This is a genomic window from Bordetella sp. N, from assembly GCF_001433395.1.
GTDB lineage: Bacteria > Pseudomonadota > Gammaproteobacteria > Burkholderiales > Burkholderiaceae_B > Bordetella_C.
Genome location: NZ_CP013111.1, coordinates 5,961,622 through 5,986,691, shown reverse-complemented (window position 1 = coordinate 5,986,691; position 25,070 = coordinate 5,961,622). Strand labels below are relative to the sequence as shown.

21 protein-coding genes are annotated in these 25,070 nt (G+C 62.6%); 9 read left to right on the top strand and 12 right to left on the bottom strand.

Annotation, left to right across the window (positions count from 1 at the left end):
- Window positions 1–7: 7 nt before the first annotated feature.
- The 8 genes from ASB57_RS25875 to ASB57_RS25840 form a co-directional block, all read right to left on the bottom strand.
- Window positions 8–664: a DUF3540 domain-containing protein gene (locus ASB57_RS25875; protein ID WP_057654768.1), complete on the bottom strand. Its 657-nt coding sequence runs from the start codon at window positions 662–664 to the stop codon at window positions 8–10.
- A 40-nt stretch (window positions 665–704) separates the two neighbouring features.
- Complete coding sequence (gene tssF / locus ASB57_RS25870; protein WP_057654767.1) at window positions 705–2,627, bottom strand: type VI secretion system baseplate subunit TssF; 1,923 nt, start codon at window positions 2,625–2,627, stop codon at window positions 705–707.
- On the bottom strand, window positions 2,627–3,142 hold the full coding sequence (tssE, locus tag ASB57_RS25865) for a type VI secretion system baseplate subunit TssE (RefSeq protein ID WP_057654766.1): 516 nt from the start codon (window positions 3,140–3,142) through the stop codon (window positions 2,627–2,629). Before tssE ends, tssF begins: the two co-directional genes overlap by 1 nt.
- Window positions 3,143–3,220: 78 nt before the next feature.
- Window positions 3,221–3,718, bottom strand: coding sequence for a type VI secretion system tube protein Hcp (locus ASB57_RS25860; protein WP_057654765.1), 498 nt, complete (start codon window positions 3,716–3,718; stop codon window positions 3,221–3,223).
- A gap of 54 nt (window positions 3,719–3,772) precedes the next feature.
- On the bottom strand, window positions 3,773–5,272 hold the full coding sequence (gene tssC / locus ASB57_RS25855; RefSeq protein ID WP_057654764.1) for a type VI secretion system contractile sheath large subunit: 1,500 nt from the start codon (window positions 5,270–5,272) through the stop codon (window positions 3,773–3,775).
- A gap of 12 nt (window positions 5,273–5,284) precedes the next feature.
- Window positions 5,285–5,830 (bottom strand): type VI secretion system contractile sheath small subunit, encoded by a 546-nt coding sequence (gene tssB, locus ASB57_RS25850; RefSeq protein ID WP_057654763.1) that lies wholly within the window; start codon window positions 5,828–5,830, stop codon window positions 5,285–5,287.
- A gap of 68 nt (window positions 5,831–5,898) precedes the next feature.
- Window positions 5,899–7,020: a type VI secretion system protein TssA gene (gene tssA, locus ASB57_RS25845; protein WP_156414266.1), complete on the bottom strand. Its 1,122-nt coding sequence runs from the start codon at window positions 7,018–7,020 to the stop codon at window positions 5,899–5,901.
- 278 nt (window positions 7,021–7,298) lie between these two features.
- Entirely contained in the window at window positions 7,299–8,264 is a 966-nt protein-coding gene (locus tag ASB57_RS25840) for an SMP-30/gluconolactonase/LRE family protein (RefSeq protein WP_231755255.1), read from the bottom strand.
- 340 nt (window positions 8,265–8,604) lie between these two features.
- On the opposite strand from ASB57_RS25840, the gene ASB57_RS25835 reads away from it, so the two are divergent.
- The 6 genes from ASB57_RS25835 (at window position 8,605) to ASB57_RS25810 (ending at window position 14,887) form a co-directional block, all read left to right on the top strand.
- Window positions 8,605–9,510, top strand: coding sequence for a carbohydrate ABC transporter permease (locus tag ASB57_RS25835; RefSeq protein WP_057654761.1), 906 nt, complete (start codon window positions 8,605–8,607; stop codon window positions 9,508–9,510).
- The gene (locus tag ASB57_RS25830) at window positions 9,507–10,337 is read left to right on the top strand and encodes a carbohydrate ABC transporter permease (RefSeq protein WP_057654760.1); all 831 of its coding nucleotides are present in this window, start codon (window positions 9,507–9,509) and stop codon (window positions 10,335–10,337) included. Before ASB57_RS25835 ends, ASB57_RS25830 begins: the two co-directional genes overlap by 4 nt.
- Before the next feature lie 98 nt (window positions 10,338–10,435).
- Window positions 10,436–11,743, top strand: coding sequence for an extracellular solute-binding protein (locus ASB57_RS25825; RefSeq protein ID WP_057654759.1), 1,308 nt, complete (start codon window positions 10,436–10,438; stop codon window positions 11,741–11,743).
- A gap of 15 nt (window positions 11,744–11,758) precedes the next feature.
- Complete coding sequence (locus tag ASB57_RS25820; RefSeq protein ID WP_057656451.1) at window positions 11,759–12,886, top strand: ABC transporter ATP-binding protein; 1,128 nt, start codon at window positions 11,759–11,761, stop codon at window positions 12,884–12,886.
- 12 nt (window positions 12,887–12,898) lie between these two features.
- A complete protein-coding gene (locus ASB57_RS25815; protein WP_369822762.1) occupies window positions 12,899–13,738 on the top strand; it encodes an NAD-dependent epimerase/dehydratase family protein in 840 nt (279 codons plus the stop codon).
- A gap of 48 nt (window positions 13,739–13,786) precedes the next feature.
- The gene (locus tag ASB57_RS25810) at window positions 13,787–14,887 is read left to right on the top strand and encodes a LacI family DNA-binding transcriptional regulator (RefSeq protein WP_057654758.1); all 1,101 of its coding nucleotides are present in this window, start codon (window positions 13,787–13,789) and stop codon (window positions 14,885–14,887) included.
- On the opposite strand, the gene ASB57_RS25805 is transcribed toward ASB57_RS25810, so the two are convergent.
- On the bottom strand, window positions 14,844–15,551 hold the full coding sequence (locus tag ASB57_RS25805) for a FadR/GntR family transcriptional regulator (RefSeq protein ID WP_057654757.1): 708 nt from the start codon (window positions 15,549–15,551) through the stop codon (window positions 14,844–14,846). The two genes, ASB57_RS25810 and ASB57_RS25805, sit on opposite strands and share 44 nt — an antisense overlap.
- Before the next feature lie 208 nt (window positions 15,552–15,759).
- On the opposite strand from ASB57_RS25805, the gene ASB57_RS25800 reads away from it, so the two are divergent.
- Genes ASB57_RS25800 through ASB57_RS25790 form a run of 3 tightly spaced genes read left to right on the top strand, consistent with a single transcriptional unit; the run spans window position 15,760 to window position 20,230 of the window.
- Window positions 15,760–17,469 carry a dihydroxy-acid dehydratase gene (locus tag ASB57_RS25800; RefSeq protein WP_057654756.1) on the top strand — a complete coding sequence of 570 codons (1,710 nt, stop codon included), beginning with the start codon at window positions 15,760–15,762 and terminating at the stop codon, window positions 17,467–17,469.
- Between the two features lie 44 nt (window positions 17,470–17,513).
- Window positions 17,514–18,800, top strand: coding sequence for an MFS transporter (locus tag ASB57_RS25795; RefSeq protein ID WP_057654755.1), 1,287 nt, complete (start codon window positions 17,514–17,516; stop codon window positions 18,798–18,800).
- Between the two features lie 56 nt (window positions 18,801–18,856).
- On the top strand, window positions 18,857–20,230 hold the full coding sequence (locus tag ASB57_RS25790) for an FAD-dependent oxidoreductase (protein ID WP_057654754.1): 1,374 nt from the start codon (window positions 18,857–18,859) through the stop codon (window positions 20,228–20,230).
- A gap of 124 nt (window positions 20,231–20,354) precedes the next feature.
- Here the strand turns inward: ASB57_RS25790 and ASB57_RS25785 are convergent, their stop codons facing one another.
- The 3 genes from ASB57_RS25785 to ASB57_RS25775 form a co-directional block, all read right to left on the bottom strand.
- The gene (locus ASB57_RS25785; RefSeq protein WP_057654753.1) at window positions 20,355–21,194 is read right to left on the bottom strand and encodes an intradiol ring-cleavage dioxygenase; all 840 of its coding nucleotides are present in this window, start codon (window positions 21,192–21,194) and stop codon (window positions 20,355–20,357) included.
- A gap of 154 nt (window positions 21,195–21,348) precedes the next feature.
- Window positions 21,349–23,634: an FdhF/YdeP family oxidoreductase gene (locus ASB57_RS25780; RefSeq protein WP_057654752.1), complete on the bottom strand. Its 2,286-nt coding sequence runs from the start codon at window positions 23,632–23,634 to the stop codon at window positions 21,349–21,351.
- Window positions 23,635–23,808: 174 nt separating this feature from the next.
- The gene (locus ASB57_RS25775) at window positions 23,809–25,032 is read right to left on the bottom strand and encodes an MFS transporter (RefSeq protein ID WP_057654751.1); all 1,224 of its coding nucleotides are present in this window, start codon (window positions 25,030–25,032) and stop codon (window positions 23,809–23,811) included.
- Between the last annotated feature and the right edge of the window lie 38 nt (window positions 25,033–25,070).

Genomic DNA, 25,070 nt, shown 5'->3' with positions numbered 1-25,070 from the left:
CTGCGGGTCAGCCCACGTGTATCTGTTTGGCGTCCACCTTGACCAACTCCTCGCCCGTGACCACCGTATAGGGCGAGTGCAGGCGCGCGCTCTGGCTGGCCTGGCTGTCGAGCACCCGTGCGCGCACGTGCTCCGACTCCTCGGTGATGCGCACCAGGTTGCGGCTCAACTGCACCAGACGGTCCACCGCCGTTTCGCAGACCTTGCCGACCAGGCGCAGCACGCCGACGCTGCCCTTCACTTCCGCACCGGCATAGCGCATGTGGCCGACGCGGCAGTCGGCTTCACCGGCCTGCAAACCGAACGCCGGCGCCTCGATGCGCACCTGGGCGCCGCCGGTCAGCTGCGTGTGCCCGCTACCCTGCAGGGTCAGGTCACCATCCAGCGAAGCTATCGTCACGTCGCCGCGCAGTTCGATGCGCGCCGAGGACGCGTCGGCCTGCGTGATGACCGCGATCAGGAACACGCGGCCGCTGTCCGGACCGCTGATCAATACGGTATCGCCCACCGCAGGCGCCAGCAGGCAGCTGGCTGCCCGGGTGCAGGACCAGTCGCGGCCGTCGCAGTCGACCACATAGCCTTGCTCGTCCAGCTGCGTGACGACGCCGATGAGATGCACGGGGTCGTAGCGGGGAAAGGTTCTTTGGGCGGCGGCGCTGTTCATCTCTCGATTTCCTCGGTTTTGATTCGACGTCAGGACCGGCCTAAACGGCGGGCCGGGCGCCCATACGGGGTTTCCAGCTGGCGACGCGGCCACGCTGCAGGGTGGCCAGCTCCAGTTCCGACATCATGTTGATCGACACATGGCGGGCAAAGAACTGCTCCAGCACGGCGCCGAACAGATAGGGACTGACGCCGGAGAAGGCGGTCTCGTCCACGTCCAGCGACACCTTCACGCCACGCCCGTAGACGATGGGTCCCGGAACGGGCAGACGATGGTGCACCGCCGCCGCGCGCACGTGGCGCAGGCCGGCGATCTGCTTCGCCACCACGGGGTCGGCCAGGTCGCCATAGATCTTCAACATCTCGCGCAAGGTTTGCGCGCCCTGGTTCTGATCGATGTCGACCAGGCTCAGGTAATTCAATCCCAGGTGGCTGATCAAGTGCCAGGTGGCGGCGTTCTCGGCCAGGGCCGGGCGCGGCCGCGTGGGACCATGCAGCACCTTGATGGTCGCGACGGGCGCTGACACCCGCAAGGTGAAATCGGTCTCGGTGCCCAAAGGCAGCAACATCGCCAGGTCACGATTGCTGCACAGGGTTTCCAGGGTCAGGTGGCGCAGCTCACCAGAGAACGGCGCCTCGTTACGGTCCACCAGCGACACATGCACCTCGCTGCCGGTGTAGCCGGTACGGGTGCCGTTGCGCTGGGCGGAGTCGGACAGCAGGCGAGGTTCGCGCCGCACCGAAAAATAGGCGCCGTATTCTTCCTCGTCCGCACCCAGCGATCCGTAGAACGGGCGGAAGGATTGTTCGGGGCGCGCGGCGGTGGCGTGGCCCGTCACGCCGGTGACGCTGTAGACCTCATAATCCATGGGACGCGTGCGGTCGACCACCAGGTGATAGTCATGGTTGCGCGGGGTCACCGCCACGCGATCGGCCCGGCGCGGAAACAGATTGATCGCGGGGGTGCAGTGCAAGGCGATATTGCTGGCGTCAATGGCGCCTTCCAGCTCCGGCGCGGCGCGCGACAGCAGCACGGTGATGCCGAAGCGCCGGGGCGCGTTGGTGCCGGCGGCGGCCATCGTGCGCGTGGCGGCGGGCGCGCACTTGCGCAAGGCGCGTTGCAGCCCGTTCACGCTGCAGAACAGAAAGCGTTGGGGAAAGGCAAAGTATTCCTGCAACAGGCGGTAGCCCTGGAACAGGCGCCGGTCGGCCGGCAGCATGGCCTGCTCATCGTCGAAGCCTTCGTGGCGGATCGCGCCGGCAGGCAGCTTTTCGATCCAGCCGAACGGCGCCTGCACGTCGTGGCAGAGCACCGCCACGGTGTGGCCCATCAACAGCTCCAGCAGCTTGTGCATCGCCACGTCCTGGCCATTCAGGTGCACGACCAGGCTGTCCAGGTCCAGCTTGTCCAGCTGGGCGCCCCCGCACACCTCCAGGTTGATACGCAGGGCAGACAGGACCTTGCCACCGCGGCCGCCCAGGCCCAGGCGCGCCAGGGGCAGGTCCGCCGGGGTGCCGGTGAACTCGGCGCTTTCCACCCGCACGGGCCACAGGGTGACGTCGTGGCTGGTCTGGAAGTCGCACGGGGTCTGCTCGCCCTTGGGCAGGCGGCCCCGCAACATCGTGCCGCGCGGCAGGGTGAAGCCGCGCGCCAAGGAGCCTTCATTCATGCTGGGCGCCAGCTGCACCACCGCCATGGACGGCGTCGGCGCCAGATAGTTGGGATAGACCACTTCCAGCAGGCGTTGCGAGAAGCGGGGAAATTCGGCGTCCATCTTCATCTGGACGCGCGCGGTCAGGAAGCTGAAGCCTTCCAGCAGCCGCTCGACATAGGGGTCCGCCACCTCGACGCCGTTCATGCCCAGGCGGCCGGCGACCTTGGGATACTGCTTGGCGAACTCCGCGCCCATCTCGCGCATATAGGAGAGTTCGCGGTTGTAGTAGTCCAGCAGGCGGGCGTCCATCAGTAGCCCCCCAGGTCGCGCAGATCCATGTGGCCGCTTTCCAGGTCGATATCGGTGCGGAACAGGAATTCCATGGGATAGGGCACGCACCAGAGCATGCCCTTGATTTCCAGACTGAGCACATTGTGGTGCTCCAGCGTGGCGGTATTCGTGACGCAGCGCACCTCCACCGACGCGGGCAGGATGCGCGGCTCGAAAACGGTAATGGCGTGGCGCAGGGAGTCCTCCACATCGATCCAGTCGATGTCGGACATACGCTTGCCAGCCAGGGCGCGAACGCCGAAATTCAATGTGGACGCCGGTACCTGGCCGAAGGCGTCCAGGTCTTCCGTCGTTTCCAGGTTGACGGTATTCAGCAGCCAGCGCAGGTCGCGCAGCACCGCCGTGCGCAGTTCCGCATGCGTGATCATGCCGGCGTCGTGCGTTTCGGCACGCTGGTTCGGCGTATCGTCCATCAGACGGTCGAGCAAGGCCGGCTGAAGCCGGTCACGCAGGGAGGGCGCGGGTTTCTGCATTGCAGGGCAGGCGAAGAGTCAGTGTGGAGTGGCGGGACACCGCGAGGGAACGGTGCCCGCCGGCGGAACAAGGCGCTATCAGGCTTCCTTGTTCTGCTTGATGTCCCACGAGACCTGGCTTTCCGCGCCCTTGCCACCCTTGTCGGTCTGTTCCCAGTATTGCTGGGTGACCTTGGCGGCCTGGAAGGCGTAGTTGACCAGCACGTACTCGGGGTCGGCCGACGTGGCGGTGTTATCGCCCGACAGCTGTACCGAGGTGACCATCACGTCGTCCAGCGTGATCTTCGAGTATTCGATCTGCGTGCCACCGGCCTTGCAGATGGACAGCTCGATCTTGCTCAGGTGCTTGCCCGCGGCGCAATGCTTCATGACGGCAGGCGCGGCCTTGTCGATACGGGCCACGATATGCAGGTCATTGAAGCTGGCCTTGCCCGAGCCGCCGCCACCGCCGGTGGACATGGAGCCAGGCTGCGTCGCGCCCCAGGAGAAGCTCAGGATGTCGGTCCAATCCTTGTGATTGGCATCCTTCGATTCGCCATTAGCCCCTTCAATCTTCATGAACATGTCAACAGCCACTTCATTCTCCTAGATGTGTGATCGATATGGCATGTGTGCCAAAAGTGATGTGTCTCAGCCTTCGTTTTGCTTGAGCGACGGCAGCTTCGACACCAGACGCAGCGACACCGTCAGCCCTTCCAGCTGATAGTGAGGCCGCAGGAAAAACTTCGCTGCGTAATATCCCGGGTTGTCCTCGATCTCCTCCACCTGGACTTCGGCGGCAGCCAGCGGCTTGCGCGCCTTCGTCTCTTGCGACGAGTTCACCGGGTCCCCGTCCACATAGTTCATGATCCAGTCGTTGAGCCAGCGCTCCATGTCATCGCGTTCGCGGAACGAACCGATCTTGTCGCGCACGATGCACTTCAGGTAATGCGCGAAGCGGCAGCAAGCGAACAGATACGGCAGGCGCGCCGACAGCCTGGCGTTGGCCGTGGCGTCGTTGTCGTAGTACTCCTGCGGCTTCTGCAAGGACTGCGCGCCGATGAAGGCCGCGAAATCGGAGTTTTTGCGATGCACCAGCGGCATGAAACCGTTCTTGGCCAGCTCGGCCTCGCGGCGGTCGCTGATGGCGATCTCCGTGGGGCACTTCATGTCCACGCCGCCGTCATCCGTCGGAAAGGTGTGGCAAGGCAGGTTTTCCACCGCGCCGCCCGACTCCACGCCGCGGATCGACGTGCTCCAGCCATACAGCTTGAACGACCGGTTGATGTTCGCCGCCATGGCATAGGCCGAGTTGGCCCAGGTGTAGCGGTCGTGGTTGGCGCCGTCCGTGTCTTCCTCGAAATCGAACTCGTCGACCGGATTGGTGCGCGCACCGTAAGGCAGGCGCGCCAGGAAGCGCGGCATGGCCAGGCCGACATAACGCGAGTCCTCGGATTCGCGCAGGCTGCGCCAGGCCGCGTATTCCGTGTTGGTGAAGATCTTGGTCAGGTCGCGCGGATTGGCGAGTTCCTGCCAGGACTCCATCTGCATCACGCTGGGCGCGGCGCCCGCGATGAAGGGGCAATGGGCGGCAGCGGAAACCTTGGAGATTTCGCCCAGCAGCTCGACATCGGGCGGGCTGTGGTCGAAGTGATAGTCGCCGACCAGGCAGCCCAGCGGCTCGCCGCCGAACTGGCCGTACTCTTCCTCATAGACCCGCTTGAAGATGGGGCTCTGGTCCCAACCCACGCCTTTGTGGCGCTTCAAGGTGCGGCCCAGCTCCTTCTTGGACAGGTTCATCACGCGGATCTTCAGCAGCTCATCCGTCTCGGTGTTGTTCACCAGGTAATGCAGGCCGCGCCATGCGCCTTCCAGCTGCTGGAACTCGGCGTTATGCATGACCAGGTTGATCTGCTCGGACAGCTTGCGGTCGATCTCGGCGATGATGGCCTGGATGGTGCGGTAGGCATCCGACGACAGCCCGACCGAGCTGTTCTCCAGCGCCTGGTGCGCCAGCGTGCGCACGGCGTGCTCCACGGCATCCTGCGCCTGCTCGGTCTTGGGCTTGAATTCCTTCTTCAACAGCGCGGACAGGTCGTCCGCCTGCATTTCCTCTACGCGCGCTTCGGTCTGTTTGACGGCAACGGCCATGGGATGCTCCTTTTAGTCTTCCGCTTGATCGTCGCGCGGGGCGGCGTCCTTGCTGTCGGGGTTCGGGGCGGCGGCGAGCGCGTTCAACAGCGCGGGGTTCTTCAGGACCTGGCCGATCAGCTCTTCGGCGCCGGACTTGCCGTCCATATAGGTCAGCAGGTTGGCCAGCTGCGTGCGGGCCTCCAGCAGCTTGTTCATGGCCTCGACCTTGGACGCCACCGTGGCAGGCGAGAAGTCGTCGATGCTCTCGAACGTGATGTCGACGTTCAGGTCGCCGCTGCCGGTCAGGGTATTCGGCACCTGGAAGGCGACGCGCGGCTGCAAGGACTTCATGCGCTCATCGAAATTGTCGACGTCGACGTCGAGGAACTTGCGCTCGGACACGTCGGGCTGCAGGGCGGCGGACTTGCCGGCCAGGTCGGCCATGACGCCCATCACGAACGGCAACTGCACCTTGCGCTCGGCGCCGTAGACCTCGACGTCGTATTCGATCTGCACGCGCGGAGCGCGATTGCGCGCGATGAACTTTTGTCCGCTGCCCTTGGGGATGGTAGCCATGCTGATTGCTCCTGGTTCGGTATGTTTGCGACGCTATGGTTGTGGCGATATTTTTCGACGGGATGACTTCAGTTCAATGCGCGCCCGTCGGCATCCTTCGGCAGCCACGCTTCGAACTGCTCCAATCCTTGCGGCGCGAGGTTGCGCATGATGTCGTGGAAACGCATGGAGATAAGCTGCTGGGTCCGCTGGATCAGATAAGGCGCGGGGTGGCTGGGTTCATGGGTCTCGAAATAGGCGCAGACTTTGGCCAGCATCAGCATCGCGTCATCGCGCGAGCGGATCTGCGCGTCCTGCCAGCGCATGACCGCGGCGGGGGCTGGGGTGCTCGATGTGGCCGCGCCTGCAGCGGCCGCGGCGGCTACTGCGGCACCCGATGCGTTGACCGTGCCGGTGGAAGCCTGGGCGGCGCCTTCTGCTGCCACGCTGGTTTGTGAGGCGTCCGTCACGTCGGGAGAGCCGCTGTCCTGCACCTGCTGCGCCACGCATTGCAAGGTGCGCAGGACGCCGCGGTAATCGGGCGCCCATTCAGCGCCCAGCCTGGTACTCACCAGCGCTTGTATCCGCGCCAGGGCGACGGCAGCCGTATTGACCGCGGCCACTTCGGTACTACCCTGAGCGGCAGCGATGCGCAGGTTCTGGATCAGGCGCTCCCGGCCACCCGGATAGGCGTCTGTATCGGTGCGCGTGCCATCCAGCACGGCTTCGGCATCGCGCAGGCTGAGTTGTCCATGCACGCCGGTCAACAGCGACGCCGAGCGGGCGCTGCGCGCGCAGCCCTGCACATCGCCCAGCGAGGTAAGGGCGTAGACGCGCGGCATCGGGTCCGCGTCATCCGCGTCCTCATCTTCGCCCTGCAGGCGGGGATGCACCGAGTCCCAATAGCGCTCCAGCGCATCGGCCGCCAGGGTAAGGCCTTCGGCATAGCCCGGCAGACCGCGGATCTCGGTCCACGCGCGGGTGAGGTAACTGATGATGCGAAGGTCACGCGTGCGCTCCAACAGCGCATGCGCACGCTTCTCGACCTCGCGCCATTCGGGTGGGTCGGCGGGAATGATGGTCGAGCCGAATTGCTGTTCCGCCTTACCGACGGCTGCCTGCTGCAACAGCAGGAAGTCGGCGTCGTATTCCAGGTCCTCGCCACAAGGCAAGCGAGGATCCAGCGCGGTAAGAATGTCTGCAAATTCCATTTTGCGCACCCGGATGCGAGGGATGGCTACCGCCACCCTCGCCTCCGCCTTTCGTCCACATACGTGAGGAAAGCGGGATGCTAAGCACAGCAAATTGCAATTACATTCGTTGTTAACAAGTCCTTTTAATTTTTACCTTTGACTCATAGGTTTTGAAACGACTGTGCGGGAAGTTGATGAGCGCGCATGACAAATCCTGCGCCAGCCGTTTCGAGTGCATGGGTTTGTGAGATTCACGAGAATTTAATATTCGTGTGCAGGGGCCCGTGCGGAGGCTGTCATTCTCGTGATGCGTTCGGCCCGCCATACATGCGCTTGCCCGGCACGGGAAGACGAGCCGTCAGGATCGTCCCGCTTTCCGATTCCGTGATGTACAAGGTTTGCAGATCCGGCCCACCGTAGGCCACGTTGGTCGTGTGCCGCCCCACCGTCGAGCGTATGCGAAAGGTCGGCTCGCCGGCGGTGTCCATGACCCACACCGATCCCAAGCCCACGTGCGCGATGACCAGCCCGCCGCGCTCGTCCAGCGCCAGCCCATCGGGGCCGCCGCCGCCGGACAGCTGTATGAAGGTGCCCACCTTGCCCACCGTGCCATTACGCAGCAAGGGCACCTTCCATACCGCGTTAGCCCGGGTGACGGCGACGTACAGCGCGGTCTCGTCGCGATCCATCACCAGCCCGTTGGGACTGGGCAGGTTATCCAGCAGGCAGGCGACCTGCCCGTCCGGCCTTACGCGGAACAGACGACCCGTGGGATCGTGCCAACCCGTCAGGCCCTGGTCGGTGAAGTACATGTCGCCGTTGGCGGCGAAGAACAGATCGTTGACACCCTTGAAGCGTTCAAGATTGAAACGCACGACGTAAGGCTTGACCTGGCCCATGCGGGCGTCGAATTCCATGATGCCGTTCTTGTAGTCGGCGATGAAGATGCGGCCGTCCTGATGAAACTTCAGGCCGTTGGGCCAGCCGTCGTATTGCGCCAGCACCTCGAATTCGCCCTGCGCCGACACCCGAAGGATTCGGCCATTCAACACATCCACGCAGTACAGCAAACCCTCGGGGCCGAATGATGGCCCCTCCAGCAGCGACTTCGTCGGACTACCCAGTGGCTGTCCGGCGACCCACTCGTTGTCGCTGCGGGCAGCGTGTAGATTTTCTGGCAAGCGCGCGAAGACGGTGGTCTCCAATTCGGCGGGCGGCGCGAAGAACATGTGCAAGTCTCCTTTCTTGTTGTCGGCGGACATGATGCGGCCGCAGTCATTCTAAGGAGCCGCACACCTCGTTGCCATGCACAAAAAATCCATGCAAAGCGGGCCAGGGAAAGCCCTAGTAATAAAAAACCCCGCAACCCGATATCTTTGAGAAACCGGTTTCTTAGATCCCGATCGTGTAGCCAAACACAATAACGCTAGCAATCACACGAGCGGCACCGACCAGTGCCGCAGGTCTCGGGACATTACTCGCCGATAGTGCTGCACCCCCGTCTTCATGCAGGACCGATACCCACGCGGTAGCGGCGCAGGGCCGTGCCTGGAAGTTTCTCCAAGAAGCAGATCACGCAGTCCCCACTAGAGGATCGTTCCGATGAACACGTCTGTCGCACAGAGATGGCGTATAGGAGAGCGCGAGCGTTTCATGCTGCTGCTCGTCGCGCCGGCGGTGCTGGTGCTTCTGCTGTTCCAGATCGTACCTATCGCCATCGGCGCCAACGCCAGTTTTCGCGACTGGATGCTGCACAACCCCAAGAAGACCTGGGTGGGGTTGTCGCACTACATCAGCGTGCTCACCGATCCGGCATTCATCAAGATCGTTCTGCCGAATACCTTCATGTTCATGTTCTGCAGCGTGGCGATTTCGCTGGCGCTGGGCCTGGGCCTGGCCGTGGCCCTGAATCGGCCGTTCCGCGGGCAAAGCCTGGTGCAGACCATGCTGCTGTTGCCCTTGATGATCGCGCCGGTGATCGCGGCCATCATGGTTCGGTGGATGTTCAACGATCAGTTCGGCATCGTGAATGTCGTTTTCGAAGCCCTGGGCCTGGAGCCGCGGGCATGGCTCGCGGAGCGCTGGACCGCTTTCGGCATCATCCTTTTGACTGATGTCTGGCTATGGACGCCGTGGTTCACCCTGCTGCTGCTGGCCGGCCTGCAGAGTCTGCCCAAGGAACCCTTCGAAGCGGCTGCCATAGACGGCACCACGCGCTGGCGCGTATTCCGCTACCTGACCGTACCGATGCTGCACCCGGTGATCCTGGTGTGCGTGGTGATCCGGGCCATCGACGCCTTCCGGGTATTCGACATCGTCTGGACCCTGACGGGGGGCGGTCCGGCGCGCCAGACCGAGATGTTCAGCCAGTACGCCTACCAGAGCGCCTTCGTCTATCTGAACTTCGGCCGTGGCTCGGCCGCCGCCATCATTGGCGGCGCCATCATCCTGATCGTGGGCATGATTCTGTACAAATTTCTCGACCGGGTGTCGAAGGTGTCAGCATGAGCGCGATCTGGCAATCTCTCTCCAATCTTGGTCCCGGCGCACGTCGCGTGGCATTCGGCCTGGGCATCGCGGTGGTCTGCTTTCTGTTCGCCTTCCCCGTGCTTTGGCTGGTGCTGACGTCCCTGCGCCCGCAGTCCGGCGTGTTCTATGTACACCAGGGGACAGAGTTCACCTTGGACAGCTATGTCCAGGTGCTGGCCGATCCCCGTGTGGTCTCCGCGTTCATCAACACCGCCGTGATCGCCACCCTGGCCACCGTGTTCTCCATCCTGATCACGGTGACCAGCGGCTATATGCTGTCGCGCTTCACCGGGCCGATTTCGCGCAGTTGGTTCGGCACCATCTATGTGTTCCGCTGCATTCCCTATATCTCCTGGGTCTTGCCGCTGTATTTCGTGGCGCAGAGCATCAACGCCTACGACACGTATGCGGGGCTACTGCTGCCCCATATCGCCGTCCACATCTGCTTCTTTTCCTGGTTGATGAAGGGCTTTTTCGACGGCATCGATCCCTCCATGGAATACGCCGCGCTGATCGACGGCTGCTCACGCTGGGGCGCCTTCTATCGAGTGGCCTTGCCGTCGGCGATTCCAGCCATTTCGGCCCTGGCCGTGCTGTGCTGGCTGTTCACGTGGAACGAGTTCCTGTTCGCGCTGATCCTGACCGGCCAGAACACACCAGTATTGACCGTCGTCATCGCGCAGTTCGTGCACGAGATGGGCACCGAATGGCATTTGATGAGCGCCACCGCGGTATTGGGATTGGTCCCGGCTTTCTTCCTGACGCTGTTCGGGCAGAAGTATGTGATCCGCGGCTTGAAGATCTAGGACTCGCGGGTTCGCCACAGGTGGCGGACCGTAGATCCGCAGTAGAAGGATGAGTAGCAGAAAAATAATGAATCATTCCACAAAGACAGGAAGAGACAATGAACACATTCGCGAGAGGCGCGGCGTTGGCCGCGATGGCACTGGCGCTGGTGACGGGTAAGGCGCATGCCCAGGAAAAGGAAATCCGCATCGGGTTTCAACCCAATCCCATCCAGAACGCAGCGGTGGAGCTGCTGGAGAAATGGGGCAAGGCCAATGGCGTGAAGATCGTCAAGGTGCCCAACTCCTATGGGGTGTATCTGGAAAAGATGACTTCCGCGCTGACGTCCGGCGCGGATCAATTCGACGTGATCTGGCACAACGACGACTGGGGGCAGCTATGGGCCCATATGCTGGAGCCGGTGAATGACGTCAAGGGCATAGAGAATGTGGATCCCTTCGCGTCGGCCGGCATCATCTTCGACAACGCCGATGGCAAGACCACGTTCGTGCCGATGGCGCATACCTTTGGCGTGTTCTTCTATCGCACCGACCTGGTCAAGCCGGAAGAGGTTCCCAAGACCTGGGATGAACTGGTCGCGGTAAGCAAGCGCCTGCAGGCGGAGAATAAGGTGAAGTATGGCTTCGTCGGCAGCATGTCGATGAACAATTCGTGGAACACCTGGTTTTGGTCCATGTGGGCGAATAACTGCGATGTACTGGCGCCCACCTACGAGCGCGCCAACGCCGTGTTGAAGCAGAACGGCTGGAAGTCCATGATGACGGACCAGTGCATGCGCGAAGTGACGGAGTTCTGGTGGGACGCCATCAATACGCACAAGATCAGTCCCAAGGGCATGCCGGCTTACGACCGCAATGAGGCGAATGCCATCTTCACATCCGGTAATTCGGCGTTCACCGTGTCCGATTCGTCGAACTGGGGCAGCTTCGATGACCCGGCGAAATCAAAGATCGCCGGCAAGGTGGGGATTGGATACTTGCCCAAAGGACCCAGCCGCAAGGATTACATTGCCTGGAACGATGCCTGGGGTTGGGCCATACCGAAGTCCGCGTCGCCGGAGCGTAAAGCCCTGGCCAAGCAGATGCTGTCGGGCATGTTGCTGGACGAGCAAGGCCAGATCGAATTGTTCGCCAAGACCGGCGCCCCGCCCCCCAACAAGAATCTTTGGGACAAGATCGCCGCGGTAAATCCCAAGATGGTGGAGCTGAAGAAGCACAGCCTGGACGTGGCCACCCAGATCCACGGGGGCTATTACTTCGAAGCCTGGCCGGCCGTACACAAAGCGTTCTCCGACGCGGCCATCAAGGCGGTCGTCGGCACGCGGGAAGATATTCCCAAGGCACTGGCGGAGGGCGCGCCGTTGGTGACGCAAGCAGCGACGGCGGGCCAGGTGGCGGCGAAGTAGATCGGAGACATGCAGATGGCTGAAATCGTACTTTCTCAATTGAACAAGCATTACGGTACGGCCCATCACGCCGTCAAGGACGTCAACCTGACCATCGCGGACCAGGAATTCGTGGTTCTGGTGGGCCCTTCAGGATGTGGCAAGTCCACGACCCTGCGCATGATCGCCGGACTGGAAGACATCAGCACCGGCGAAATCCGCATCGGCGCGCAGGTGGTGAACCGCCTGCCGCCCAAGGATCGCGATGTGGCGATGGTCTTCCAGAACTACGCGCTTTATCAGCACATGACGGTCTACGACAACCTGGCGTTCGGGCTGCGCAACAAGAAGATCGATGAAGCGAAGATCAAATCCGAGATCGATCGGGCGGCGGAGATACTGGGGCTGAACGAGTTGATGCGGCGCAAGCCCAAGCAGTTGTCGGGCGGCCAGCAGCAACGCGTCGCCCTGGGCCGCTGCATCGTTCGTCGGCCCAAGGTATTTCTTTTCGATGAGCCGCTGTCCAACCTGGATGCCAAGCTGCGCACGCTGATGCGACTAGAGATCAAGCGCTTGCGCACGCGCATTCCGACGACCTCGGTTTTCGTGACGCACGACCAGGTAGAGGCCATGACCCTGGGCGATCGCGTGGTGGTCATGAAGGACGGCAATATCCAGCAGGTGGGTACGCCGCTGGAGGTCTACAGCCAGCCGGCCAACAAGTTCGTGGCCGGCTTTATCGGCGCGCCGTCGATGAATTTCATCAGCGTGACGCTGCGCACGGGTGACGGTGGCCCGCTATTTGCGTCGGCCCCCGGACTCGATGTCGCCATTCCCGCGGCGCAGGCGGCAGCCTTGGCCAATTGGCAGGGCAAGGAACTGATACTGGGCCTGCGGCCGGAGCATCTGTCAGTGGCGCGCGCTGACAGCGGGCCTGCCGGTGGCGGCAGTTCTGATTTACAGGTGATCGGGCAGGCCACGGTCGATGTCGTGGAACAGTTGGGCGTGGAAATCGTGCTGGAAACCCGGCTCGGCGACTTGCCTTTGACCTTGTCGCGGGTGGAGGCCAAGTCGCCCATTAAGTCGGGCGACAGCATATCTGTGGCAACGTCCGGGGAACACCTGCATTTCTTCGACAGCGAAACCGAGCTTGCCATCAGATAGCGGAGCTGAATCATGCGGAAGAAAGAAACTGAAGAAGGCGCCATGCAGCGCATTCTGATCACCGGTGCGGCCGGCACGATCGGGCGCGTGCTGCGGGAACATCTGCGCGGCCAATATGAATTGCTGCGCCTCGCCGATATTGCGCCGCAAGAACCGGCCGGTCCCGGCGAGGAAGTGTGCCAGCTGGACATCCGCGATCCGGAGTCCGTCCAGCGCTGCATGGAGGGCATCGATTGCGTCCTGCATTTCGCGGGGGTTCCCGAGGAAGCGCCCTGGTCCCAGGTAATGGCCTTGAACATCGACGGCGTCTACAACGTCTTCGAAGCGGCGCGGGCGCAAGGCGTCAAACGTGTCGTCTTCGCCAGTTCCAATCACGCGGTGGGTTTTCATCGCCGGGAACGGTTCATCGACAACACCGTGCAGCCCAGGCCTGATACGCGGTACGGCGTGTCCAAGGTATTCGGCGAGGCCATGGGGCGGCTGTATGCGGACAAGCATGGCATATCGGTGGCGTGTCTGCGGATAGGCACCTTTCGTACGCCGGACCGGCCCAGCGAACCGCGCCAGTTGCTGAGCTGGCTCAGTCACGGCGACATGGTGCGCCTGGCGCGGCGGTGCATCGATTATCCCGACTACCATTTTCTGGTCGCGTATGGCGTCTCGAAAAATCTGCGCAGCCGCTGGGACAACACGAACATCAAATTCCTGGGGTATGAGCCGCAGGATGACTCCGAGGCATTCGCCGCGGAAATCTTTGCCAAGTCCGGGCCCGAGGATCCCATTGCCGCGCAGTTCCATGGCGGTTTCTTTTGCCCTATGGAATTCTCCGGCGACACTGACGACATCGATTGACGGCTGTTCGTCTCCCCAAAAAACAATTACTTGAGCGAAGGAACCACCATGGCCCGCGGCGAGGCGGTAACGATCAAGCGCCGCGCGTCACGACCGAAATCCAATGCGGTGACGGCGCGCGATGTGGCGCGCGCGGCCGGTGTATCGGTGGCCACGGTTTCGCGGGTGCTCAATGGCAATAGCAAGGTGGCGGATGCCTTGCGGGAAGAAGTCTCGGCGGCCGCGCAGCGTTTGGGATTTACGCCCAATGCCGGGGCGCGGGCCTTGGCAACGCAGCGATCTAACAGCATAGGCGCGGTGATCCCCACGATCGAGAACGTCAATTTCTCCGCCGGCCTGGCGGCGCTGCAACGGCGCGTGAACCAGGCGGGCTATACGCTTTTATTGGCCAGCTCCAATTACGATCATGAAGAAGAATTGCGCCAGGTGCGGGCGCTGTCGGCTTACGGACTTGCTGGGTTGATGCTCGTCGGTGCACAACGTTTGCCGCAAGTGTATGAGTTGCTGGAGGCCAAGCGTATCCCTTACGTCAACGGCTGGGTGCTCGACGACGCGCATCCTTGTGTGGGATTCGACAATATTGCCGTCGGCAGCACCTTGGCGGATTATCTGCTGGATCTGGGCCATAAGGACTTCGGCATCATCGCGCAGCCGTCCGGGATCAGCGATCGGTCCGCGGGGCGTATCGCGGGAGTACGTCTGGCCTTGGCCAGCCGGGGGTTGGCCTTGCCGCAGGAGCGCCTGATCGATCGCACGCTTAACCTGAGCGACGGGCAATTGGCGTTGCGCACCTTGATGAGTTCACGCAATCCGCCCACGGCGATTATCTGCGGCAGCGACACCATTGCGTTCGGCGCGCTGGTCGAAGCCAGGAAGATGGGTATCCGGGTGCCGGAGGCGCTGTCGATCACGGGCATCAACGACAACGAATTCGCCGCGCACCTGACGCCGCCGCTGACGACGATACGTTTGCCTTCCGCCGAGATTGGCGAACGAAGCGCGGATTATTTGTTAAGCAGGATCAACGGGCAGGAGATCGCGAGCAGCACGCCGGTGGAGTTCAGCCTGGTCGTGCGGGAAAGCACCGCGCCGCCGCCGGGTCGGCCTACTCGACTTCCTTATCCACGTGCTGCACGACCAGGTCGATGACGCGCGGCGTGTTCTTCGAAGCGAGCGCTTCGATGATGGCGCAGTGTTCCTGATGCAGGGTCTGGCGGCTTTCCGGGACGAATCCATAGACCCGCCAGGCCTGTATCCATAGCTGGTGGATCTGCCTTTGCATGGCGGCGAGGATAGGGTTGCCCGCCAGCTCGGCGACTTTGGCCTCGAAACTGAGATCCAGGCCGGCGTTTTCCTCGAATTCGCCGCTGGAGGTCTTGTCCAACGCGTTTTCGTCGATCAGCTCTTTGAGCGTGCGGATGCCGCCTTTGTTGGCCTGCACCGCATAGGCTTCGAACACCGCCCGCTCGACCGCCGTGCGTGCGGCGATCAGTTGCTGCATGAAGGCCTTGTCCACGCCCTGCGCCAACAGCGCATTCAGATTGTCCCCGCTGCTGGTGACCGCCTGCTTTTCGATCAGGTAAGTACCACTGCCGACCCGGGTCTCGATTCGTCCGGCCGCCTCCAACACCTTGAGCGCTTGCCGGATCGACGAACGGCTGACCGAGAAGCTCTCCGACAGCTCCCGTTCCGAAGGCAGCTTGTCGCCGACCTGGAACTGCCCACTGTTCAATAGACCGTCGAGCTGCTGACAGACCTCCTGGAAGATGTCTGTGCGCTTGATGGGGAGCATGGAGAAACGGGTCTTGCTCATGGGCCTGATGCCGGACAACTGAAAAATAAGACGTTGGACTTTACCATTCTTCGCCAGAATGGTCCGTCCACTTTCCTGTACAGCACTTCAAATCATCGCGCAATAGGGGCAAATTCGGATCAATTGGTAGGCTGTCTGACCACTTTAGTCGGATAGCATACCAATCATTCGAAGCGCGCCAGCCTGCGCATGATCCAGGAGACACAGCATGTACAGAAGTAATTTCGAACCCGGTTCCACTCGTTGGGCGGTGCGGCGCAGCCAGTGGCGCAGCATGGGCATCCGTGAAGAGGACATGGAAAAGCCCAAGATCGCGATCATCAATACCTCCAACAAACTGTCCAGCTGCTACGTTCACCTGGACGACGTCACCGCCGTGGTCCAGCAGGCGATCCAGGATGCCGGCGGTTTGGCTTTCGAAGTGCGCACGGTCGCGCCCAGCGACTTCGTCACCAGCGCGGGCAAGAAGGCGCGCTACCTGATGCCGACGCGCGACCTGATGGTCAACGAGGTCGAGTGCATGGTCGAAGGCGGGGTGCTGGACGGCATGATCTGCCTGTCCTCCTGTGACAAGACCACCCCTGCCCACCTGATGGCGGCCGCGCGCCTGGACGTCCCTGCCCTGCTGCTGACCTGCGGATACCAGATAGGCGGCAAGTGCTCGAACGAGAAATTCGAGGGCCAGTTCTTCGATATCGACGATGTCTATGAGCAGATCGGCGCGCTGGCGACCCGCGCGATCACCCTCAAGGATCTTACCGACATGACGGATGTGGCCATCCAGTCGCCCGGTGTCTGCGCCGGCCTGGGGACCGCCAACTCCATGCACATCGTGGCCGAGGCCATGGGGATGAGCCTGCCGGGCAACTCGCCCATCTGGGCCAACGGGCGCCGCCTCAAGGAGTATGCGCAGGCCGCCGGTCGCCAGATCGTCGAGCTGGTTCGCCACGGCGTGTCGGCGCGTCAGATCATTACCGAAGAGGCCATCCGCAACGCGGTCATGATGGTGTTGGCGGTCGGCGGGTCGGTCAATACCGTGCGCCACATCGCCGCCATCGCCACCGAAGCGGAGTTGCCGCTGGACGTGGTCAAGCTGTACGAAGACTATGGCAAGTCGATCAAGCTGTTGACCGCCGTGCGTCCCAACGGGCCGTTCCGCACGGAGGATCTTGAAGCCGCCGGCGGCACACCCGCCGTCATGAGCCAGCTGCGCGAACATTTGCACCTGGCTGCCCTGACTGTCACCCGCCAGACCGTCGGCGAGAACATTCGCGACGCGCGCGTCAAGGACGACAAGATCATCCGCTCGCTCAGCGAGCCCGTCAGCCAACGCCCGGGCGTCGGCATCCTGCGCGGGAACATGGCGCCCAACGGCGCCATCGTAAAGCTGTCGGCCGTGCCGGGCGAGCGCGCTGAATTTTCCGGACCCGCCAATATCTACGAGGGCGAGGACGAGGCGATCGCAGCGCTGGGCGAAGGCAAGATCGCCAAGGGTGACGTCATCGTGTTGCGCAATATGGGCCCCAGCGGCGGCCCGGGCACTGTCTTCGCCTGCAGCTTCGTGGCGGCTTTGAACGGCGCCGGCATCGCCGAGTTCGTGGCGGTGGTCACCGACGGAGAGTTGTCCGGCTTGAACCGCGGCATCATCGTAGGGCAGTTGATGCCGGAGTCGGCCGCCGGTGGCCCGTTGGCCGTGGTCCGTCAAGGCGAGACTATCCACATCGACTTCAACAATCGGCGGATCGACATGGACGTCCCACAAGATGAGATCGCGCGGCGCTTGAGCGAGTGGCGGCCGCGCGAACTCGAACTGGGGGGCGGCAACAGCACCTATCTACTGCAATATGCCCAGCTGGTGCAGCCCATCGAGCAAGGCGCGGTGCTGGGCAAACGCAAAGTGCATGCGCACAATCCCTGACGCATCGAACAGATCAAAAACAACAACACACGGAGACAGCCATCATGTCCACACAGGCAGAGGCAAGGAAGTCCAGGAAAGCGGGTCTTGCGGCGTTCATCGGAACCGTACTGGAATGGTACGACTTCATCATCTATGGCACCGCGGCGGCCATCGTCTTGAACAAGGTGTTCTTTCCCACCAGCGATCCGCTGGTGGGTACCCTGGCCGCCTTCGCGACCTATGCGGTGGGCTTCCTTGCCCGTCCATTGGGCGGGCTGTTCCTGGGCTACCTGGGGGACAAGGTCGGCCGGAAGACCGTGCTGGTGCTGACGCTGTTCCTGATGGGCGGCGCGACGACGGCCATCGGCCTGTTGCCGACCTATGAGAGCATCGGCTTGTGGGCGCCCGGACTGCTGGTGGTCTTGCGCCTGGTCCAGGGCTTCGGCGCCGGCGGGGAATATGCCGGCGCGGTCGTGTTGTCGGTGGAGCATGCGCAGAAAGGCAAGCGCGGCGCGGCCGGCGCATGGGCGCCGCTGGGATTCGCGGCGGCGACCCTCCTGGCCAACGCCGTGTTCTTCTTTTTCCTCAATGTATTGAGCGAAGCGGACTTCCTGGCCTGGGGCTGGCGCGTTCCCTTCCTGCTGGGCGCTGCCTGCGTATTGGTGGGCTATCTGATTCGGCGCAACATCGAAGAGCCACCCGCGTTCGAAAAGACGCAGCAAACCCGGCAGCCGAAGAAGATCGGCCTGCTGTCGGCGATCAAGCATCACCCGCGCAGCTTCTTCATCGTCATCGGTTCGCGCATGGGCGAGAACGGCTTCGCTTATCTCTATCCCGTGTTCTGCGTGTCGTATCTGGTGACGACGCTGAAGATGGAGAAGTCGATGGCGCTGTGGGCGGTCATCATTGCTTCGGCCATCCAGTTGGTGACCATCCCGTTCTACGGGGCCTTGTCGGATCGCATCGGCCGCAAGAAGGTTTATCTGGCCGGCATCATCTTTTCGGTGCTGTGGCTTGCGCCCTTCTTCATGCTGCTGGACGTGAAGGCGTTCTGGGCGGTGGCGTTGGGTTTCGCCGTGGGCCTGGGCTTTGCCTACCCCGCCATGCTGTCGCCGCAGGCGGCGTGGTACGCCGAGCTCTTCGACACGGAGTTCCGCCTGGCGGGTTTCGCGTTCTCGCGTGAGCTGGGGTCCTTGTTGGCGGGAGGCCTGGCGCCCTTTATCGCCACGGCGCTCTACACCTATTATCAGCACTGGTGGCCTATCGTGATCTACATGGGGGCCATGGGCATACTGACCCTGATCGCGCTGGCACTGGGACCTGAAACCGTACATAAGGAAATCGATTAGCCCGGCGCGACCGGCCGCCGCCTACACGGCGGCCCTGGCTATTTGAAGGAGACGACATGGACCGCAAGAACAACTATTTCCCGGCCTGGCAATTGGAGAGCCGCTACGACACCGCGCCCGATCTGCCAGTGCTGGCCGAGGTCGACGTGCTGGTCGTCGGCGGTGGCGCTGCCGGCGTGGCCGCCGCCACCACCGCGGCGGAGCAGGGCAAGCGGACGCTGGTGATCGAGCGCTACGGTTTTTTTGGCGGGGCGGCGGTGGCGGGCATGTCCGGGACGATCTGCGGCATGTATCTGGCGAGTGACCGGCAAGCGGAGCCTCAGCAGGTCGTGCAGGGATTTACCGAACGCTTCCGTGCCGCGTTGGCGCATCGGGGTGGCGTGACGGGGCCGCAGCGCTACGGCAGGACCTGGACCGTCACCCATGACCCATTGATGTGGAGCGAGACCGCTGATCAGCTGGTCGAAGACGCTGGCGCGCGGACGCTATTCCACACCAGCGTCATCGGTGTGATCGTGAAGGGCGACGCATGCGCCGGCGTGGTCATCGAATCGGCCGCGGGCCGATCCGTGGTGCTGGCCCAGCGCATCATCGACGCCTCCGGCGACGCCGCGGTGATTGCGCGTGCCGGTTATCGCTATGTGTTTGGCGATCAGGGCAAGATCCAGAACCCCACCATGTTCTTTCGGCTGGGGCATATCGACATTGCGCGGTTTCTAGCATATTGGGGTGACGACACCATCAATCCGCCCAAGGTCAGCGACGCGATTGCGCAGGCGGATGCCGACAAGCGCTACGATCTGCCGCGGAAAAAAATCTGGATCTTTCCGACGACGCGGCCGGGCGAGTTGCTGGTCAATGCCACCCGCCTGACCGCGCGCGATGGCCACATGTTGAATGTGATCGACCCGGAAGACTTTACCGAAGCCGAGATCGCCGGACGCCGCCAGGTGCGCGAGTATGCCGCGTTCCTGGCCGACAATATTCCCGGCTGTGAAGACAGTTATGTGATGAACACGGGCACTCAGGTTGGCGTGCGGCAGACGCGCAGCATCGTGGGCGTGGCCACCTTGACCAATGAGGACGTACTGGCCTGCCGCAAGCGTGACGACGGCATCTGCCGTGTGCCTTGGCCTATTGAATTACATGCGGGTGAGAAGCCCAAGCTGCATTGGCTGCTGGACGATTACTACGAGGTTCCGTATCTGGCCCTGGTTCCTGAGCACGGGGAGAACCTCATCGTCGCTGGTCGCTGCCTGAGCGCGGAACACGAGGCCCTGGCGTCGGCCCGCGTCACCGCCCAGTGCTTCGAATACGGCCGCGCCGCCGCCGTTGCGACCATCTTGTCGCTGGATAGTGGGCGACGATTGCGGGATATTCCAGGGGAGGAAGTGCGGGCGGAGATGGTGAAGCTGGGGAGTGCGTTGTAATTTTTGAATTAGAATTCGCTTCAACACGGCCCCTCTCGGTGACCTCGATTCGTTGAGGAAACTGCTGAGGGGTTCTTTGTTGGATGCGCCCGGCCGTGCCGCCACCGAAGTCGACGTTTCAACGCTACGAGGGCACCAGCACAAAGTCGAAGGGGGACCGCCACGCGGTGGCGCCGTCGTTTACCCTTTCGAAGGGCGCGACCAGGGTGTCTTTTACGCCGAAGACCGCGTCGGAGGTGATGTAGGGATCGTCACCGACGAAGGTGTGCGTCACCACGGTCTGGAAGCCTGGTGCTGTGACGATGAAGTGCATGTGCGCGGGACGATAGGGATGGCGGCCCAATGCGGCCAGCATTTTTCCTACCGGACCATCGTAAGGAATGGGATAGGAAACCGGCTTGATCCCGATAAAGCGATAAGCGCCATCGGCGCCGGTCGTGAACCTGCCGCGGTTATTCCATCTGGGTTGGGCATCGGGCTGCTGCACGTCGTAAAAGCCGTCGGCATTGTCGGACCATACGTCCAGACAGGCGCCCTCGATGAGATTCCCTGCGGCGTCGAGCACGCGCCCTTCGAACAAACAGGTTTCGCCCTTGCCGTCAGCGGAGATCGACACCCCCATCTCGCGCCGCGGCGCGTCAGCCACGTGGAAAGGCCCCAGAACAGTATTTTCCGTCGCGCCGGAGGGCCGGCGATTACCGATCGCATCGACCAGCATCGATACACCCAGCGTGTCGCTGAGCAGAATGAACTCCTGCCGCTGCTCGCTGCATATCTGCCCCGTCCGGGTCAGAAAGTCGACCGCGAACGCCCACTCTTCCTGCGTCAACTGCACGTCCTTGATGAAGCCGTGCAAGTGAGTGATCAACGACGTCATGACCTGCCGCAAACGCGGCGACACGTCCTCGCCCATCCGGGCGTTCACCGCGTCGACGGAAGCGTCTTCTGAGAAATATTGGGGCATGGGATCGTTCCGGAGTCGGCGCGCTGAATACGTAATCACCGCAGATTGTGCGGCGATTATGCGGGCTAATCACCGCAGCAGTCCACAATCTCTCATCCCTCCCGCGTCCCGTGTGCGATTTTTCCTCAGCGTCAGGCTGGCCGACTTGAAAGCTTCACATCTGCTTGTGCAACTTGATCGGCACGGATTTCGCGGCGGGGACTTTGCTTTCCTTGGCGTAATGCCACAGAGGAATCAGCGGATTGCACTCCGGGTAATAGGACCAGGCGCAACCTGCCGGGATATCGAAGGCGCGGACTTCCAGGCCTTTGACCTGCCGGGTGTAGCCGTCGTGCGCGACGGTGGACGCGGTGACGACGTCTCTTTCCTGCAGGCCCAGGCGCAGCATGTCATCCGCGTTCAGCATGATCACCTTGCGCGTTCCCTTGATGCCGCGGAAACGGTCGTCGAGGGAATAGACCGTGGTATTGAACTGGCTGTCCCCGCGCGTGGTCATCAAGCGGATGACGCTGCCGTCATGTTCCGGCATGTCGGGATCTTCATCGTAGGTTTCAGGAACGACGAAGTTGGCCTTGCCCGTTTCCGTTTCCCATTTCCGCTCGCTCGCGCCCAACGGACGATGGAAGCCGCCGGGATTCCACATGCGCTTGTTGAAGTCCTTGAAGATCTTCGGATAGGTCGCCTCGATGGCGTCGCGGACAAGCGCGTAATCGGCCACCCAGCCGTCCCAATCGACGGTGCCCCGATCGCCAACCGTGGCTTTGGCCAGGCCGGCCACGATGGCCGGCTCCGACAGCAGCAAATCGCTGGTGGGCTCGCTGCGGCCCTTGGAGCCGTGGAAGCAACCGGTGCTGTCTTCCACCGAAACCGCCTGCTCGCCGCCGTCCTGCCGGTCGATTTCTATGCGGCTGAGGCAAGGCAGCAGGTAGGAAACCTGGCCATGCAGAAGATGGCTGCGATTGAGCTTGGTGGCGACGGACACCGTCAGCCCCAAGGTGGACCAGGCCGGCTCCATCCGCGAATGATCCGGCGTGGCTCGCGCGAAGTTGCCGCCCAGTCCGATAAAGGCTTGCACGCTGCCGTCCAGGATCCCCTCGCAGGCTTCGACGGTGTTCAGCCCTTTCTTCGTGGGTGAATCGAAGTGGTAAAGAGACTTCAGCTTGTCCGCGGGCACCTGCGCGGGCTTCTCGGTGATGCCGACGGTGCGTTGGCCCTGCACATTCGAATGGCCGCGGATGGGGCAGACACCGGCGCCCGGCTTGCCGATATTGCCTTTCAGCAGAAGCAGGTTGGTAATCATCTGCACGTTCTGGACCCCGTTGCGATGCTGAGTCAGTCCCATGCCATAGAGCACCATCGCGGCTTCTGCCTGGGCATAGATCTGCCCCGCGGATTCCAGTGCCGCGCGGGTCAGGCCGGCGTGCCGTTCTATCTCGTCCCACGAAGCAATGCGCATGGCGGCGGCGAAGCTTTCGAACCCGTGGGTATGCTCGGCGATGAACGCGTGATCGAGCACTGCGGGTGCGCCCTCGGCCTGGGCGCGGTCGTCTTCTTCAATAAGGTATTTGCACAATCCGGCCAAGGCGGCCGTGTCGCCTCCTAGCTTCACCTGGTGATACTGCGTGCTGATCTGTGTTTTCTTGCCTGTCAGCATCTCGGTGGGGGACTGTGGATTGCGGAAGGCCACCAAGCCCGGCTCCCGCAATGGATTGAAGGTCACGATGGGGACATCGCGCTTGTCGCGAGCGTCCTGCAGCTGGTGCAACATGCGGGGCGCGTTGGTGCCGGTGTTGTGGCCGAAGAAAAAGAAGCAGTCCGTATGTTCGAAGTCGTCCAGCGTCACGGTGCCGACGGGTACGCCTATGGTCTTGGGCAGTCCGACAGACGTGCTTTCGTGGCACATATTGGAGCTGTCAGGCAGATTATTGGTACCGAACAGCCGTGCGAACAGCGCGAACATATAGGACGTTTCCAGCGACGCGCGGCCGGATGTATAGAAGACCACGGAGTCCGGCGCCAGTGGGCGCAAGCGCGCGCCGATATCGGCGAAGGCGTCCTGCCATTGGACTTCCTCGTACTTATCGGTCTGGGCGTTCCAACGCATGGGGGCCGTCAAGCGGCCGATTTTTTCCAGGTCGTAGTCGCTCCACTCCAGCAGCTCGGTACAGGTGTGCTTGGCGAAGAAATCCGGCGTCACGGTTTTCTTGGTGATGTCCCAGGCGGTGGCCTTGGCGCCGTTCTCGCAGAACTCGAATGGATGAGGATGTGCCGGCTTGGCCCAGGAGCAGCTGACGCACATATATCCATCGGGCTTGTTCTGATGAGCAAGGAGGGCGGATCCATGCAGCAGGACATGTTCTTTCGCCAGGCTGGTGCCGACGGCTTTGGCCGAGCCCCAGCCGCCTGCCGCGCTGGTAGGTGACGTCACTTTCGCGTTCATGCTCGTTTCTCGCTTTTCTAATCATGGCTGTGGCCGGCCGAGGGGGAGCGGCGGCCAGGCGCGGAACGCAACCTGCGTTCCCGGCGGAGGATTCCAGGATTTAGTCGAGACGAAGATCAGCAGATGGGAATCCTATTCATTGGAATCCATCGTTTCGTTTGAGTGTCCGCTCATCTATAAAGCGTCGACCTGATCGTGCGCGAGCGTCGCGGCCTGCGGAGACAGGATTTCGAAGGTCCGCTCCTGGTGCAGCGGTTCCTTCGCCAGGAAGCGACCGGCCATGGCGGTGCAGGCCAGCAACAGTGCGATGGCGGCCATGAAGTAGAAAAGCCCGTCGATACCGAGGTGCGCCATGACGATGGTGCCAGCAAGCGGGCCAAGGACGGAGCCTATGCCACTGATCAATATGAGCTGGCCGCTTACCGCGACGACCTGGTCAGCGGGCATTTGGTCGTGGGCGTTGGCGACGCAGACCGGATAGAGCGTCGACATGAAGCCGCCGAGTATCGCGGCGGCGGGCAGGATGACCGCGCGGGAGTGTGGCAGATTGACGACCAGGATCGCGGTTACCGCGAAGCCGGCACTGAGTATCGTCAGCACGAGGCGCCGATCGAAGCGGTCCGATAGCCTGCCAACCGGGATCTGGAACGCGAGACCGCCAAGCACGGCAATCAGCATGAACAGCGCGATCGTCTCGCGCGCGATGCCTTCGCCCTGCATCCATGCGGGCACCAGCGAATAGAAGCTGGCGCTGAGAAATCCGCTGACCGCGCATCCGGCCACCGCCACCGGTGCCGCGCGCGGCAGCCGCGTGAACGGCAACTTCGTGGCCATGGTCTTGCGGGGTGGGTCGGCCCGCGTGGTGCTGACCAGAACGAGCGCGACCGCGAACAGAGCGGCGATCCCGTTGAAGGGGCCAGACGTGTCGATGTCCGCATGGCCGATCAGCAGTTGCCCCAGCGCCAGCGCGAGGAACGTGCCCAACATGTAGACCGAGAATATCCGCCCGCGCTCCGTGGGTTCCGCCTTCGCGTTGAGCCAGCTTTCCGTGGCGATGAACAGGCCGGAGCAGCCAAAGCCGATGATGGCGCGCAGGGGCGACCAGGCCAGGGGCCCTTGTAGCAGCGGCATCAATGCGGTCGCCGCGACGACCATACCCGCGAAAGCGGCATAGGCCCGGATGTGCCCGATGCGTCCGATGATCCGCTCGCAACGCAAGGCCCCCACGGTGAAGCCGGCGAAGTAGCTGCTGAGCACCAGCCCGGCCATGGCGCCATCGAAGCCCTCAAGGGCGATGCGCAAGGAGATGAAGGTGCCAAAGAACCCGTTGGCGAGCTGGATGATACTGGTCGCAAGTATCAACAGCCCGATCTGCGCGCTCGCCGACTTCGATCGCATGACCATCTCCATTGGGGTTTACGCAGCGAGGGTAAGAC

Excerpts from the sequence above, each read along its gene's own strand:
- ASB57_RS25875 (WP_057654768.1), bottom strand. The coding sequence starts at position 664 with ATGAACAGCGCCGCCGCCCAAAGAACCTTTCCCCGCTACGACCCCGTG.
- ASB57_RS25785 (WP_057654753.1), bottom strand. The coding sequence starts at position 21,194 with ATGCCCCAATATTTCTCAGAAGACGCTTCCGTCGACGCGGTGAACGCC.
- ASB57_RS25840 (WP_231755255.1), bottom strand. The coding sequence starts at position 8,264 with ATGTCCGCCGACAACAAGAAAGGAGACTTGCACATGTTCTTCGCGCCG.
- tssA (WP_156414266.1), bottom strand. The coding sequence starts at position 7,020 with ATGGAATTTGCAGACATTCTTACCGCGCTGGATCCTCGCTTGCCTTGT.
- tssE (WP_057654766.1), bottom strand. The coding sequence starts at position 3,142 with ATGCAGAAACCCGCGCCCTCCCTGCGTGACCGGCTTCAGCCGGCCTTG.
- ASB57_RS25800 (WP_057654756.1), top strand. The coding sequence starts at position 15,760 with ATGTACAGAAGTAATTTCGAACCCGGTTCCACTCGTTGGGCGGTGCGG.
- ASB57_RS25790 (WP_057654754.1), top strand. The coding sequence starts at position 18,857 with ATGGACCGCAAGAACAACTATTTCCCGGCCTGGCAATTGGAGAGCCGC.
- ASB57_RS25815 (WP_369822762.1), top strand. The coding sequence starts at position 12,899 with ATGCGGAAGAAAGAAACTGAAGAAGGCGCCATGCAGCGCATTCTGATC.
- ASB57_RS25780 (WP_057654752.1), bottom strand. The coding sequence starts at position 23,634 with ATGAACGCGAAAGTGACGTCACCTACCAGCGCGGCAGGCGGCTGGGGC.
- ASB57_RS25805 (WP_057654757.1), bottom strand. The coding sequence starts at position 15,551 with ATGAGCAAGACCCGTTTCTCCATGCTCCCCATCAAGCGCACAGACATC.
- ASB57_RS25830 (WP_057654760.1), top strand. The coding sequence starts at position 9,507 with ATGAGCGCGATCTGGCAATCTCTCTCCAATCTTGGTCCCGGCGCACGT.
- ASB57_RS25795 (WP_057654755.1), top strand. The coding sequence starts at position 17,514 with ATGTCCACACAGGCAGAGGCAAGGAAGTCCAGGAAAGCGGGTCTTGCG.
- tssB (WP_057654763.1), bottom strand. The coding sequence starts at position 5,830 with ATGGCTACCATCCCCAAGGGCAGCGGACAAAAGTTCATCGCGCGCAAT.
- ASB57_RS25825 (WP_057654759.1), top strand. The coding sequence starts at position 10,436 with ATGAACACATTCGCGAGAGGCGCGGCGTTGGCCGCGATGGCACTGGCG.
- ASB57_RS25820 (WP_057656451.1), top strand. The coding sequence starts at position 11,759 with ATGGCTGAAATCGTACTTTCTCAATTGAACAAGCATTACGGTACGGCC.
- ASB57_RS25775 (WP_057654751.1), bottom strand. The coding sequence starts at position 25,032 with ATGCGATCGAAGTCGGCGAGCGCGCAGATCGGGCTGTTGATACTTGCG.
- tssC (WP_057654764.1), bottom strand. The coding sequence starts at position 5,272 with ATGGCCGTTGCCGTCAAACAGACCGAAGCGCGCGTAGAGGAAATGCAG.
- ASB57_RS25810 (WP_057654758.1), top strand. The coding sequence starts at position 13,787 with ATGGCCCGCGGCGAGGCGGTAACGATCAAGCGCCGCGCGTCACGACCG.
- ASB57_RS25835 (WP_057654761.1), top strand. The coding sequence starts at position 8,605 with ATGAACACGTCTGTCGCACAGAGATGGCGTATAGGAGAGCGCGAGCGT.
- tssF (WP_057654767.1), bottom strand. The coding sequence starts at position 2,627 with ATGGACGCCCGCCTGCTGGACTACTACAACCGCGAACTCTCCTATATG.